Raw genomic sequence first — 13829 nt, 5'->3', positions numbered from 1 at the left:
CGTTTATTGAATATATAAGGGATGTTATCAGTAAGCAGAGAGTACTGGGATATCGTGAATAGAAAAGGAGAGTTAGTATGAATTTAGCAAAATTTCCAAGAAAGAAATATACAGAATCACATACACCAATTGAAAAGTTAAATCATTTTTCTGAAGTGCTTGGTGGGCCTTCTATTTATTTTAAAAGAGATGATTTACTTGGCTTAACGGCTGGTGGAAATAAAACGAGAAAATTAGAGTTTCTTGTGGCAGATGCACAGGCGAAAGGTGCAGACACATTAATTACTGCTGGTGGTATTCAGTCTAATCATTGTCGTTTAACATTAGCAGCGGCGGTAAAAGAGAAAATGAAATGTATTCTTGTATTAGAAGAAGGTCTTGAACCAGCAGAAAAACCAGATTTTAATGGGAATTACTTCTTATATCATTTACTAGGAGCTGAGAACGTTATTGTTGTGCCAAACGGAGCAGACCTTATGGAAGAGATGCACAAAGTGGCAGAAAAAGTAGTGGAAAAAGGGCAGACACCATATGTCATTCCAGTTGGCGGATCCAATCCTACTGGTGCAATGGGATACATTGCATGTGCACAGGAAATTATGATCCAATCATTTGAACAAGGAATTGATTTCAATGCAGTCGTTTGTGTAAGTGGTAGTGGAGGCATGCATGCTGGTTTAATTACTGGGTTTTATGGAAATCAAACGGGGATACCGGTAATCGGAATCAATGTGAGTCGCGGCAAAGCTGAACAAGAAGAAAAAGTATTCAAGCTTGTGCAAGAAACTTCAGCACATATTGGCATTCCAAACTTTATTCCGCGTGAGGCAGTGACGTGTTTTGATGAGTATGTTGGACCAGGATACGCTCTACCAACACCTGAAATGGTAGAAGCTGTTCAGCTTTTAGCAAAAACAGAAGGGATTTTACTTGATCCAGTATATACGGGTAAAGCTGCAGCTGGACTCATCGATTTAATCCGAAAAGGGACATTTAAGAAAGAGGATAACATTCTATTTGTACATTCAGGTGGTTCACCGGCGTTATATGCGAATACTTCTCTTTTTGCCTAAGCACATAAAAATAAGCATTGGATGATCCAGTGCTTATTTTTTATGTTCAATGAGTGAAATGATAACCAAACCAGAGGAAAAATAAAATAATAGCAGTGTTAAATAGAGTCAAAATTAGACCGATTATCGGTAAAATTTTCCTTTCGGTTGAACTACAAAATGAAACGATTGCCATTATAATGGATAAAATAGTCATACCCAATGTAGAGTTTGTCACAGGAGTAACTGTATGGGGCCCGAACCAATCCAACATAGGAACAATCAAAAACAGTCCTGCGGTACTTAATACACTAAAAGTTATGAATGTGTAACTTTTCCAAGTATGGATTTTGGGTTGCATGAATATATACCTCCTTTTTTGGGTAGCAACATATGGTACTTTCATATAAATGATAGGATGAAAACTTGTCATTTACAATATTATACAAAATAAATGCGTATCACTATAGTCTTTTAAACTTATATGCTCACGAATAATAAAGTTGTTTAGAAGATTAACTGTACTATGATTATTAGAGGATAGTTAGTTCAATATAAGAGCTAATATCCTCTTTTTTAATACATATTAGAATTATAATCTATACTTATAAATTCTAGTTTAATATGTTTACTTTATGATCTTATTTTAAGGTGGTGGATGATGAAAGAGAAATACCTGTAATTCCTGCGATGAGGTATTTGGATATTTAGATGTAATAGGAAAAAGTAGCAATACGCAGAGGTTTATAAAAAATCTAATGCATCCCGTTCCCTGTATGTTCAACAATCGGGCCAGATTGTTGAATAACAACTTAAAGATGATGAAAATATTTTGTTTGAATGTGAAGTATTACACTTAAACTCATGGTGCAGGTTAATTGAAGAAGAATGGATTCCAGAAGATCGTTATTAGAGTCGATCTTTTTTCTTTGTCACTGTTTCAGATAAAAGAGTTACTATTTGAAGCACGTTGGAGCCCCATTTATAGTGATAATATTTTATGAATTGGAAAACAATAGTGCTTAGGAAAGGAAGGATTGCGAATGTCTATGAAAAAGTGGTTAACTGGATTGGTCGTTTTGCTTGCGATGATTGTGGTTGTGACAACTCCAAGTTCACTCAGTGTATTTGCCGAATCCGGCGTCGTAACACAGCCTATTGAGTCAGTGAAAGTAATTGAGGTCGAGTTGAATGATGATTACTTTAATCCGAAAGTCATCACTATTCCGATTGAAGGAACGACAACGTTGATATTGAAAAACCAAGGTAAGAAAGAGCACACCTTCACAGTGGAAAAGCTCAGAATTGACGCCGAAGTCCAGCCGGGAAAAGAAAAAAACATTACCGTAAAACCTAAAAAGCCCGGTACATATGAACTGATATGTCGGTACCATTTCCAGAAAGGAATGGATGGAAAAGTAATAGTCAAATAACAAGCAGGGCCAATCGAGCGCATTAATTGAGTAAGGATCGCAAAAATTATCAAACTTTTTTATAAAAGGATGATTTAATTGATTATAGAAAAAGTGTGTTTTGATCAATCTATTTTTCAAAACACGCTTTTTCTATTTGCTCTTTTATCAAGATTTATTAAGTTAATTTAATCAAACTGTATTCCAAGGCTACAAAAGTCACGATGTTTGTAAGAAAGACGCGATGTAGCTTTGAAATAAAGTCGTACCGTTTATAAAAAAGATGTACCGTTTTAAAGTTATCAAGACCTAAATTGTAAAAATCCTTAAAAATAAAGAAGGGCACATATTAGTCATGTATAATATGTGCCCTTCTTTTATTCCATTAAAGCGCCCTTTAATGGAATAACTGTTTTTTTTATAATTTTAAGTAAAGCATCTTCATTTGACAAAAGCTAAATCTGCCATTATCATCAACTCGAACTTATTTATAGGAGTGATAAAGATGAAAATTTATGTTGATGCAGATGCTTGTCCGGTAAAAGATATTATTATCTCTGAAGGTACAAATGCTGAAATTCCTGTTATCCTTGTTACTAGCTTTTCTCATTTTTCTAATGCGGAACAACCATCAGGGGTGGAAAAGATTTATGTTGATTCTGGAGCAGATGCTGCGGATTATCGGATTATGAAGTTAGCAGAAAAAGGAGATATAATCGTTACGCAAGATTATGGTCTTGCTTCGCTAGGTTTAGCAAAAGGGTGTTCGGTTCTTCACCATAATGGGTATAGCTATACAAATGAAAACATTGACCAATTATTACAAACACGTTATTTAAGTGCAATGGCTCGAAAAAGCGGAAAGCGTACAAAGGGGCCAAAACCATTTACATCAGAGGATAGGGAGAAATTTAGGGAGATTTTTAAAAGAGCGATTTCACTTTAAAAATGAACCGTCCATTTTTAAGGAAAACCTAGAAAAATAATATTGTGACAAGTATTTCAGTTCTTTTTTAAACCTTACACTAAACTCACATGAATAAACATTATAATTATTTGATGTACCGGATTAATGGTACCATATTTTATCAAATGAATTAACATACAAGAAAAGACGCGTTTCTAAATAAACGCGCCCGATTCTGCTCCATAAACTTACATAAGGTGAATTGGGTGTTTGAGACTGCATTCCGATTAGATGCTCAAGGGCATCCGGAGTAGACATGTTGGATCGTTTTATAAGAAGCTGTCGGGCTAAAAGTGTTCGCTTTAGAGCACGTGAACTCATTACTCTGCTGAGGTTTTCGTGATTATGATTTGATTTCATCGCTTATCATTCATATCCTCCATAGTTAACGATGATTACGAGCACATCCAACAAAAAATTTCTTCATTTTGAATATAGAAATAGTCCAAAATCTTGCATAACAGAGGTATGACCCATTTGCCGCAACATTGTAGCTATATTCCCACGGTGATATGATCCGTGGGTGACGACGTGTAGTATAGTTTCAGAAACCGTCGTATCCAGGAGCCCCGCATATGGATTATCAACCTCGAACACTTTTTCATAATCTTGTTGACTACTTAAAAATTCTTTATATCGTTTAGATAATTCATAAAAACTAGTTTCCATTTCCTCAATATTTTTTGTTTCCAGCTGTTCTTTCAATTGGTTTGTGTGTGCCATTGCATCACTCATGCTTTTACCAGAAATAATCTCGATCCAGGGGCTAAATCTGTGAGGTATATGTGAGACATTACTTTTGCCACCGAAGAAAAACCACTCTTAACTGCCTTATGGAAAATGTCTTGCGGTAGTTCTTTTAAGTGATTTAAAATAACTTCATTTGCCCATAAACGGATAAAAACGACTATATTATTAAAGTGTTAACGAGAAATATGATGTATGAGCATGAAATTATACAGTAGTGGATGTGACTGAAAAGGTGATTCATCATCCTCCTTTGTACGGAGTATGAAAAAATCACCTACATATGTTTTATCTTATCGCTCAGTCTCAAAAAACTCCACCCATTCCCCATCAGGACCAGCGAAGAAAATGTAACGAGTTCCATCCGGTAATGTTTCAATTTCTTCACTTAATAAAAAAGTGACCTCTAACTTCTTCAGTCTTTCAATCTCATTCTCTAAAGAATCCACTTTAAAGCAAATATGATGTACTTTTCCTTCTGCTGGAAGAGAAGGGTTATAGCCTTCAATTAATTCAAGAATTGTTTCTGGTGCGCCTTCTACACCTAAAAAAGCAAGTTTTAAGTTGGGATCTGGATGTCCCATACGTTTAATCAGTTTTAGTCCAACCACTTTTTCATAAAATGAGATAGATGTTTCTAAGTTGGCAACCATGATTCCAACGTGTTCAATTCTTCTTACTGGCATGTTGATTCCTTCTTTCCATAAATTTCATATGTATCATAATATTGAAAATTAAGAAAATAAGCAAGATAAAAACCTTACAAATTTTAGCGTGTTCTATGATATAGTGAGAAAGTATGTTTGGAGAGAAGGAAGGAGACAACAGTATGAACACAACCTTACAAACTCCTTCATTAACGGAAACAATGAAAGAGTGGCACCAAGCGTTAGCATATGAAATTAAACATTGGAAAACGATAGGTGGTAGTAAGCTATCTATTATAAATGGTCGTTTTTTATATACAGATTATGAGAGTACAGTCTATGTATTTCAGCTTATTTCGGAAGTAAGCTTACCAGAGGGTACACCGATTCGAATTGAATTTGATGGTGAAGAAGCAACGGGAGAAGTGCTATCTGTACATGGATTAGAAATCGAATTGAAATTAAATGATTATATACAAGGTGAAATAAGAGAAGCTAGTTTATATAGTGAACCATGGCAGTTATTAGAACAATTACAAGAACGGTTGAAAGAAATACGAAAAGATAAACAAAAACGTCAGCGAGTAAAACGTCTTTTAGATGGAAAGAGTACACCAAAGCATATGGAGAAGATGAAAAATCCGAAGAATGAACTTGCGTATCGTTCTTTTTATAATAGGGCGACATATGTTTGGGGACCACCTGGAACAGGAAAGACTTATAACTTATCACGTATTATTTCGGCTCATTATCAAAAAGGAAAATCAGTGCTTGTACTTGCTCATAGTAATGCGGCAGTTGATGTATTAATGAGTGAAGTAACAAAGCAAATCGAAAAGAAAGAAAAGTGGACACCAGGAGAAATTGTCCGTTATGGATTTAGTCAACATGAACATATACGTAATCATGATACGTTGCTAGCTTCTAGACTAGTGGAAACGACGAATGGATCATGGGGAGAAGAGAAGCTTTATTTAGAAGAAATGCGCCAAGATCTTCGTCAAAAAATCTTATCGTATAAAGCGACTGCTTCTGATAAAAAGCGTATGCAAGAAATTGAAGGCGATCTTAGAAAACAAAGAGCGAAGATTAAAGAAGTGGAAAGAGAATATATTGAAAATGCACAAGTAATTGGTGCAACGTTATCCAAATGCGCAATTGATTCTCTTGTTTATGAACGAACATTTGACTTAGTTGTTGTAGATGAAGTGAGTATGGCGTATGTGCCGCAAATTGCATTAGCTGCTTCTCTTGGTAAGCGAATTGTCATTTGTGGTGACTTTTTACAGTTACCTCCGATTGCGATGGCAAATCATGAGCTTGTTAGAAAGTGGTTAGGGGAGGATATGTTTTATCATGCGGGGATTGTGCAGTCAGTAAATAGTTATGAAACACATCCGAATTTATTTATGCTGCAAGAACAAAGACGGATGCATGCGGATATATCTAAATTTACAAATTCATTTATTTATAAGAATAGGGTGTTCGATCATCCTTCTGTCTCGGCAAGACAAGAATTAGCGAAATTACAGCCATTTGCAAATGAAGCGACAGCTCTGTTCGATACAAGTTTGATGGGAGCTTATTCTTTAAAAGATGCAGCTTCTGGTTCGCGTTTTAATATTATGTCTGGTTTAGTTGCAATGCAGATGATTTTAATTGGATTATTAGATGGCGTTCAATCTATTGGAATTGTAACACCATACCGAGCGCAGTCCCGTTTCTTATCAACATGTATAAGAGAACTATTGCAAAAAACAAAGTACCGGAATACACCTGTTCTAGCAGCGACAGTTCATAAGTTCCAAGGATCTGAACGAGACATGATGATATTTGATACGGTAGATAGTTATCCCCAGGAACGTCCAGGTGTATTATTCTTCGATCATAAGAACCATCGTCTTGTAAACGTTGCAGTTACAAGGGCAAGAGGGAAGTTCATTCAGTTATCGGACTGTCAGTATATGCGGAAAAATCTTTCAAGAAAACAAGCGTTATCTCACTTAACTTCTCACATAGAAAGACATGGAAATGTATATGATCGTACAACATCACGTCCATTGTTAGAACGAAAAATTACAAAGCGTTTGAGATGGTTTATGCAAATGAATTTGGAAGAGACGAAAGCATTATTAAAAGATATTCTGTCAGCAAAACAAAAAATTATTATTTCGCTTCCAAGTACAAGACAGGTAGATAAAAGAGTATGGCAGGCATTAATGCGTACAGCGGCGCAAGTCACAATATATAGCGATGGACCCATTCCGTTGAAAAATGTAAGAGTACAAAGGCAAAATAAATCACTCCCATTTGTATGTATTGATGATGAAATCTTTTGGGTAGGTGCGCCGTTAACGTCGCAAATGATGTTTGAAGGAAGTCCAGAATTCCCTTATATATGTGCAAGACTGCAGGCACCTGAAACGATTGGCGTTTTAAAAGGGTTTTTAGATATTCGGTAAAATCAGATCGGAATTCCTTGACATTTAGTCGGAATAAAACTAGAATGAAAATAATTTAATATAATTTTATGAAAACAAAAACGATTTTCTTATCAAGAGAGGTAGAGGGACTGGCCCTATGAAGCCTCGGCAGCGGATTCAATATGAATACTGTGCCAATTCCAGCAAGTGAAAGACTTGAAAGATAAGAAAGAAGGCATTTTTGAATCTGTATTTTTCAAGCCTCTTTCTATCTTTTAGAAAGAGGTTTTTTTATGTGGAAATTTAAAGGAGGAATGGAGAAATGGGAACAACACAAGTAACGTCACATCGAAATATTATTGCTGAAAGTATAGAAAGAAATAAAGAAAAATACTTAAAAACAAGTCATGATATTCATGCGGATCCTGAAATTGGTAATCAAGAATTTTTTGCATCAAGAACATTAAGCTTATTACTAGGAAGTGCAGGTTTTCAACTGCAACACAATATAGCAGGACATGAAACAGGCTTTATTGCACGGAAAAGCTCAGGGAAACAAGGGCCTACAATTGCTTTTTTAGCAGAGTATGACGCTTTGCCCGGATTAGGTCATGCGTGTGGTCATAATTTAATTGGCACAATAAGTGTTGCGGCAGCGATTGCATTATCAGAAACAATTGAAGAAATTGGCGGTGAAATCGTTGTATTTGGGACACCAGCAGAAGAAGGTGGTCCAAATGGAAGTGCAAAAGCAAGTTATGTGAAGGCGGGTTTGTTTAACAATATTGATGCAGCGCTTATGATTCATCCAAGCGGAAAAACAGCAACAACAAGTCCATCACTAGCAGTTGATCCACTTGATTTTCATTTTTATGGAAAGGCTGCACATGCGGCAGCGTCACCAGAGGAAGGAATTAATGCATTAGATGCGATTATTCAGCTTTACAATGGGATTAATGCCCTTCGTCAACAACTTCCAGCAGATGTGAAAATTCATGGTGTCATTACTGAAGGCGGAAAGGCACCGAATATTATTCCAGATTACGCATCAGCTCGCTTTTTCATTCGAGCAGCAACACGTAAAAAATGTGCTGAAGTAACTGAAAAGGTACGAAATATTGCACAGGGATCCGCACTAGCAACAGGAACAACAGTAAAAATCAATCAGTTCCAAAATGAAATCGATGAATTATTAGTGACGAAAACATTTAATGAAGTGGTTGCGGAGGAATTAGAACTACTCGGGGAAAATGTAAATCGTAAAGAGAGACTGGGAATTGGTTCAACTGACGCAGGGAATGTGAGTCAAGTCGTACCAACGATTCATCCTTACATCAAAATTGGTCCAGATGATTTAATTGCTCATACAAATGAATTTAGAGAAGCAGCTTGTTCGGAACTTGGCGATAAAGCATTAATTACATCTGCAAAAGCGTTAGCGTATGCAGCATACCGATTAATTACAGAAGAAGGAACGCTTGCTCAAATTAAGGAAGAATTTAAAGAAACACAGCGGAATCAGTGATGTAGAAATATAATTGGTTAGACCTTGGTATTGAAAAAATGATAGTGAAAGGAGCCTGCTGTTTATTTAGTAGGCTCCTTATTTTTAGTTTCACTTCATCCTCTTATTTGACAAATATAATTAGATGTCAGAGTAAAGATAATAAATTATTGCTTATAAAGAAGTTTATTAATGGAAAGAGTAGGTGTTTGGATACAGTTATAATCTGTGGAAAATAGGATGACTAAATACTAGTATTAGATTTTAAAATTTCTCAATTAAAGTATTTAAAGCTTTAGATTTTATTCTCTCATATTCCATGGCTTCGGCAAGTTCATTAGGAAGAAGAGGCGATTTTCTAACATATCTTTCACGAATTACATCGTAAAGTTCATATGGAAATAGCATATCGATAAACATGATCTTTTTTTGTTCAGCTGTTAGAGGGGAAATTGATTCGTAAGCGTTAATCATAATATTAAATTGATCCTCATTCCAAACCCCCGTTGTATCTAATAAAGGGATAATCATTTTACGCAAATCACGAATTGGAAGATCAAAAGAAACGGTATCTAAATCAATTACCCAAATTTGATTGTTTGGATCAAGGAGAGAATTTCCTGTACCGTAATCTTGATGACACAGGTTAGGCGTTGTTTGTAATTGATTTGTCCAGGCTGTATATTCAGAATCTAATAGTCGCTGAAGTGTATGTTTTGCTTCTAGAATAAAAGGATCAATTTCAGCTAAGTACAATTGTGAAAATGGATCATCCTGAGTACTTGCAGCTAGGTTTTTCCAAATATCCATTTGTTGATATCTCTTAATATAATGGTTTGGCCAACGTCCGAGTTTTGTGAAAATAGGCACTCCTGGTGGCGGCTTGTAACCAATAGACGCAAGATGAAAGTCAGCTAACCCCTTCATAATCATTTCAAGGTCTTCTTGCATAGTAAGTTCGAAAGGTCTTCCCTCAATCCATTCGTATCCGACAAATAAAAATGGACCATGTTTTGTGTATAACTGATTATTTTTGTTAGGAATAATACTTGGAACACGCATTCCTTTTTTTGCAAGATAATCTTGTGCATGAATAGAAAATAACGCTTTCTTTTCTGGGCGATGAATTCTTTTTAAACACATAGGCCCATCCGGTGTATGAATTTTCCATACTAATGCAAGTTGTCCCCCCTGTATTAATTCAATCGCATTTACAGTAATATCCCAATCTTGAATCATTGTTTCAGCTAATACCAGTAATTTGCTCTCCTCTTCAGGCGATAATATATATTCTGCTTCTTCTGTGAGTTTTTCCACATATGTCACCATCCTTTATATATTCTCTTATTATTTTATGGTACAAGACAATTGGTTGTTCTAGCCATTCGCCTTTAAGGATAAAAAGTAGAGCTTTTACCTATTTTGTGTTTGGTATTTGGAAAAGGGTGCTCGATTACTCACAACGGTAAGAGCTTTTTCGTAACATATGTTGAAGAGGGTTGTATTCTTTGTGAAATGGAGGGATATCGTATGAAAATTGCAATAATATCTACTGAAAAACTACCTGTACCAGCAATACGAGGAGGAGCTATTCAAATTTATATGGATGCCGTTGCTTCTATTATTGCTTCAAAAGGAAAAGATGTGACAATTATTTCGATAAATGATCCGGGTTTGAAAGATTTTGAAAAAAGAGAAGGTGTTCGATATATACGTTTTTCAGAAGATGAGTATGTTCCTCGTATTGTTGAACATATAAGTAAGGAAAATTATGATGTAGTTCATTTATGTAATCGTCCAAACTGGATGAAAGTTTTATACGATGCTGCACCAAAAACAAAATTTGTATTAAGTGTGCATAATGAGATGTTTGCATATGAAAAGATAAGTGATGAGGAAGGGGAGGCATGTCTTTCAGTCGTTTCAAAAATTGTAACAGTAAGTGATTATATTGGTAAGACAATTACTTCTCGTTTCCCAGCAGCGAAAAATAAGACAAAGACAGTATATTCGGGTGTAGATTTAGATCAATATACTCCTGCTTGGACAGCGAGGGGGAAAGAAGTAAGAAGAGATGTTCAAAAAGAGTTAAATTTACAGAATAAAAAAGTAGTTTTATTTGTTGGTCGATTGAGTAAAGTAAAGGGGCCTCATATATTGCTACAAGCACTTCCCAAAATTATTGAACAGCACCCAGATATTATGATGGTCTTTATTGGGTCAAAATGGTTTGGGGATGATAACTTAAATAATTATGTGAAGCATTTGTATACATTAGGAGCGATGTATAAAGAACATGTAACTTTTATTAAATTCGTAAAGCCGAAGGATATACCGACTCTCTATGCGATGTCAGATCTTTTCGTCTGTTCTTCACAGTGGCAAGAGCCGCTAGCTAGGGTGCATTATGAAGCGATGGCTGCAGGTTTACCTATTATTACAAGTAACCGGGGGGGTAATCCAGAAGTAATCGTTGAAGGGAAAAATGGTTATATTGTGCATGACTTCGAGAATCCTGATGTATATGCTGAAAAGATTATTAATCTATTAAATAATAGAAGTAAGTGCGAACAAATGGGAAGAAATGGACGATTAAAAGTTGAGAAGGATTTCAGTTGGAATCGTGTTGCTACGAATTTACTTGGCGTATATGAAGAAATATCTAGAAAAAAGTAAGAGAGGATGAGGGGAATTGGACGAGGAAACTAGATTAGACTATGAGCATTTAGAGAAAGTGCTTCAACTTTATCCATTTGAGCCGAATAATATTACGTTACAATCAAGCAGAAGTGGAAGAACAATTTGGGAAGTAGAAACAAATGAAGGAGTAAAAATATTAAAACAAGCACATATGAATCCAAAAAGAATGTTATTTGTTGCAGGGGCACATTTACACCTTTTAAACAATGGTTTGCCAATTACAAAGCTTCATAAGACGAAGAGAGGTGCTTTTTGTATTGGGGCTGGTGAATATTCATATGTACTATATGATAAACATCAAGGAAAGGAAATCATTTATTATAGTAAAGAACAACTAGAAAAGGTGCTTATATATGCAGGGCAATTTCAACGAGCATCTGAGGGGTATATTTCAGAACCAGAAAGCAAAATACGAAGTCGCTTAGGAAAGTGGCATAAGTTGTATAGATGGAAATTACAAGAATTAGAAGGAAATAAAAAGATTGCCCTTTCTTTTCAAAATGATCCATTTTCAGTAATGTTTTTAGAGTATGCGGATAAGATGTTAGCGCGTGGGAAGAAAGCATTACAAGAAATTGATGAGCCATACTATAGCCAATGGACAAAGGAAGTTATTGCATCAAAAGGTTTTTGTCAACAAGATTTTACTTTAGCGAGATTTACAGAAATGGAAGACACTGTTTTTATGAAGGAGTTACATTCTATTACTAATGATTTACCAGTTCGAGATTTACGTATTATTTTAAATAAAGTAATGAAAAAAATGTCAGTATGGGATACTGACTTTGCTGTTCATATGTTAAAAGCATATGATTCTGAGAATCCATTGTCACAAGAACAATATCGTATTCTTTGGACAGAGTTATCATTCCCGCATTCATTTTGTGCGATTGCTCATAAATATTACTTGGCACAGAAGAGATCTTGGTCTGATGAAAAATATATTTGGGCATTACAAAATATTATTGCTTTGGAGGAGTCAAAAGAGGAATTTCTACAAAATTTTTCTGATGTTTTTCATACAATCAAAAGTGGAAACGGAGGGAAATAAAATGAACTATAAACAGGAGAAAATGGTTATCCCACTTCTGGACCTAGACAAATTTATTTTTTCTCCACCTGGTCCAATGGGATGGGCTCTTTCAGAATATGAACAAACGATGAATAAACCTCAAGATATTGTTTTGAATGAATTATCTGTAGTAGAAAATTTAGCAGCTGTTAAAGAAGAAGAATTAGTTGAATTACCAACAATTAGATTTCTCGATTCAAAAGAGGCGGAACATAATCAAGAAATTGCAACAAGTGAGGAGTTAGTAGAGGCGGTAAATGAAGAAGTAAATACTGAGGTAAATGAAGAAGTAAATACTGAGGTAAATGAAGAAGTAACGGATGAAATAATTGAATTGGAAGAGAATGAGGAGTTAGTTTCGCTTGAACCGGAAAAACCAAAACTAAAAATCAAGATTATTGCACCTGATCAACCAGTAGCTCCAAGGCTAATAGATGGTATTAATGCCGAGATAAATGAAGAAGTAAATGAAGAAGTAAATGAAAAAGTAAATAATGAGGTAAACGGCGAAGTAACGGATGAAATAATTGAGTTGGAAGAGAAAGAAGAGTTAGTTCCGCTTGAACCGGAAAAACCGAAACTAAAAATCAAGATCATTGCGCCTGATCAACCAGTAGCTCCAAAGCTAATGGCAGGTGTTGAAATTTCTAAAAAGAAAAAGAAGTAAAGAGAAAAAGTCCGCAAGTATATCAATCTTTTGATATCTGTTTAACATACTATATTTATGAAACTATAATGAAGGAGGTTTATCAATGTCTGAAGTGAAAAAAGCGGAAATAAAGTTGGATTTTGAAAAAGGTTTTAACTTTGATTCAGGAAATGATTTACAGGAAGCTTTAAGAGTTATAATTGATGCAATTCAATCTGGATCACACAATGGTATAGAAGTCGAATTTCAGTATGTAGATGAGTCAGAGGTGAATTTCACTAACGAAGAAGAAGGCGACGAAGAAGAAGGCGAAGAAGAAGAAGAAGACGAAGAAGAAGACGAAGAAGAAGACGAAGATGAAGAAGAAGAAGAAGAAGAAGAAGAAGAAGAAGAAGAAGAAGAAGAAGAAGAAGAAGACGAAGATGAAGAAGAAGACGAAGAAGATGAAGAAGATGAAGAAGACGAAGAAGATGAAGATGGCGATGACGACGAAGAAGATGAAGATGAAGAAGATGAAGAATAAAATAATACCCCCTTATTAGGGGGTATTATTTTATTACAGATTATTTGAATGTAGATTGAGAAGGAATAGTGTTTTTACAAATTTTTCATACATATGTTCTAGTCTATCTGTTGGACTGGATGCTGAAACTTGG

At 35.3% G+C, this 13829-nt stretch carries 11 protein-coding genes, 1 pseudogene and 1 riboswitch; of the genes and pseudogenes, 9 read left to right on the top strand and 3 right to left on the bottom strand.

Annotated features, from left to right (window positions below; genetic code table 11):
- The first annotated feature begins 77 nt into the window (after window positions 1-77).
- The 3 genes from cuyA (at window position 78) to AAIE21_RS12745 (ending at window position 3410) form a co-directional block, all read left to right on the top strand.
- Window positions 78-1073, top strand: a complete 996-nt coding sequence (cuyA, locus tag AAIE21_RS12755) for a D-cysteate sulfo-lyase (RefSeq protein WP_343267128.1) — start codon at window positions 78-80, stop codon at window positions 1071-1073.
- 1022 nt (window positions 1074-2095) lie between these two features.
- Window positions 2096-2485, top strand: a complete 390-nt coding sequence (locus AAIE21_RS12750; protein ID WP_343267127.1) for a cupredoxin domain-containing protein — start codon at window positions 2096-2098, stop codon at window positions 2483-2485.
- 484 nt (window positions 2486-2969) lie between these two features.
- On the top strand, window positions 2970-3410 hold the full coding sequence (locus tag AAIE21_RS12745) for a YaiI/YqxD family protein (protein WP_343267126.1): 441 nt from the start codon (window positions 2970-2972) through the stop codon (window positions 3408-3410).
- Between the two features lie 444 nt (window positions 3411-3854).
- On the opposite strand, the pseudogene AAIE21_RS12740 reads toward AAIE21_RS12745, so the two are convergent.
- Window positions 3855-4342 (bottom strand): annotated as a pseudogene (locus AAIE21_RS12740) (DinB family protein).
- A 129-nt stretch (window positions 4343-4471) separates the two neighbouring features.
- Window positions 4472-4864 (bottom strand): VOC family protein, encoded by a 393-nt coding sequence (locus AAIE21_RS12735; protein ID WP_343267125.1) that lies wholly within the window; start codon window positions 4862-4864, stop codon window positions 4472-4474.
- 113 nt (window positions 4865-4977) lie between these two features.
- On the opposite strand from AAIE21_RS12735, the gene AAIE21_RS12730 reads away from it, so the two are divergent.
- Both AAIE21_RS12730 and AAIE21_RS12725 read left to right on the top strand, forming a co-directional pair.
- The gene (locus tag AAIE21_RS12730) at window positions 4978-7287 is read left to right on the top strand and encodes an AAA domain-containing protein (RefSeq protein ID WP_343267124.1); all 2310 of its coding nucleotides are present in this window, start codon (window positions 4978-4980) and stop codon (window positions 7285-7287) included.
- Between the two features lie 86 nt (window positions 7288-7373).
- A riboswitch (SAM riboswitch) is annotated at window positions 7374-7478 on the top strand.
- 92 nt (window positions 7479-7570) lie between these two features.
- A complete protein-coding gene (locus AAIE21_RS12725) occupies window positions 7571-8773 on the top strand; it encodes a M20 family metallopeptidase (protein WP_343267123.1) in 1203 nt (400 codons plus the stop codon).
- A 243-nt stretch (window positions 8774-9016) separates the two neighbouring features.
- Here the strand turns inward: AAIE21_RS12725 and AAIE21_RS12720 are convergent, their stop codons facing one another.
- On the bottom strand, window positions 9017-10081 hold the full coding sequence (locus AAIE21_RS12720; protein WP_343267122.1) for a CotS family spore coat protein: 1065 nt from the start codon (window positions 10079-10081) through the stop codon (window positions 9017-9019).
- A gap of 201 nt (window positions 10082-10282) precedes the next feature.
- On the opposite strand from AAIE21_RS12720, the gene AAIE21_RS12715 reads away from it, so the two are divergent.
- The 4 genes from AAIE21_RS12715 (at window position 10283) to AAIE21_RS12700 (ending at window position 13696) form a co-directional block, all read left to right on the top strand.
- A complete protein-coding gene (locus AAIE21_RS12715) occupies window positions 10283-11428 on the top strand; it encodes a glycosyltransferase family 4 protein (RefSeq protein WP_343267121.1) in 1146 nt (381 codons plus the stop codon).
- A 16-nt stretch (window positions 11429-11444) separates the two neighbouring features.
- Window positions 11445-12503, top strand: coding sequence for a spore coat putative kinase CotS (gene cotS / locus AAIE21_RS12710; RefSeq protein ID WP_343267120.1), 1059 nt, complete (start codon window positions 11445-11447; stop codon window positions 12501-12503).
- Between the two features lies 1 nt (window position 12504).
- Window positions 12505-13191: a hypothetical protein gene (locus tag AAIE21_RS12705; protein WP_343267119.1), complete on the top strand. Its 687-nt coding sequence runs from the start codon at window positions 12505-12507 to the stop codon at window positions 13189-13191.
- Between the two features lie 85 nt (window positions 13192-13276).
- Window positions 13277-13696 carry a hypothetical protein gene (locus AAIE21_RS12700; protein ID WP_343267118.1) on the top strand — a complete coding sequence of 140 codons (420 nt, stop codon included), beginning with the start codon at window positions 13277-13279 and terminating at the stop codon, window positions 13694-13696.
- The last annotated feature ends 133 nt before the right edge of the window (window positions 13697-13829 follow it).

It is taken from the genome of Paenibacillus sp. 102 (assembly GCF_039549175.1).
Taxonomy (GTDB): Bacteria; Bacillota; Bacilli; order Bacillales; family Bacillaceae_G; genus Bacillus_A.
Note: the sequence above shows the minus strand (reverse complement) of the source record. Positions and strands in the feature narration are given on the sequence as shown.